This window comes from Wenzhouxiangella sp. YN9 (genome assembly GCF_056324165.1).
In genome coordinates, this window is the sequence record NZ_JBJNIP010000008.1 from 1 (window position 1) to 930 (window position 930).

Sequence of the window (930 nt, forward strand, 5' to 3'; positions counted from 1 at the left end):
CCAGCTGGCCGTGTTCGATAACCTGGCCGGCCGGCTGTATCTGATCGTTAACGCCGATCCCGAACAAGAGCACGCCTGGGACAGCGCCAACCGCCGCCTGGATCAGCTCGTGCATCGCCTGCGCTGCGGCTCGCCGGGCTACCCGCCGCCGCTGGCGCTAAGCGTGCCGGGCGAAGAAGATTTTCGCTTCGGTTTTGCCGAGGCCGACTTCAAGGACGCCGTTGCGCGCATCAAGCAGTACATTCTCGACGGTGACACCATGCAGGTGGTGCTGTCCCAGCGCATGAGCGTGGAGCTGGCGGCCCGGCCGCTCGACGTCTATCGGGCGCTGAGAAGTCTCAACCCCTCGCCCTATATGTACTTTTTTGACTTTGGTGATTTTCAGGTGGTCGGTTCGTCGCCCGAAGTGCTGGTGCGCGTATCCGATCGCGAGGCCATGGTGCGGCCCATCGCGGGCACGCGGCCCCGCGGCAAGACGGCGGAAGAAGACCGCCACCTGGAAGAAGAGCTCAAGGCTGATCCCAAGGAACTGGCCGAGCATCTGATGCTGATCGATCTGGGCCGGAATGACATCGGCCGGATTGCCGCCACCGGCACCGTCGAACTGACCGACCGGATGGTGATCGAGCGCTATTCGCACGTCATGCATCTGGTTTCGGAGGTGCACGGCCAGCTCGACCATGACATGAGCGCAATTGACGTTCTGCGCGCCACCTTCCCGGCGGGCACGCTCTCGGGCGCCCCGAAAGTCCGCGCGATGGAAATCCTCAACGAGCTCGAGCCGGTCCAGCGCGGTGTCTACGCCGGCGCGGTCGGCCACCTGGACTGGCACGGCAACGCGGACCTGGCCATCGCCATCCGCACCGCCATCGTCAAGGACCACACCCTGCACCTGCAGGCCGGCGCCGGCATCGTGGCCGACTCCGATCC

General features: G+C 65.3%; 1 protein-coding gene. It reads left to right on the forward strand.

Annotated features, from left to right (window positions below):
* Positions 1 to 930: anthranilate synthase component I family protein (locus ACEWQ0_RS00005; protein ID WP_476484103.1), on the forward strand; the 930-nt coding region annotated here is incomplete at both ends.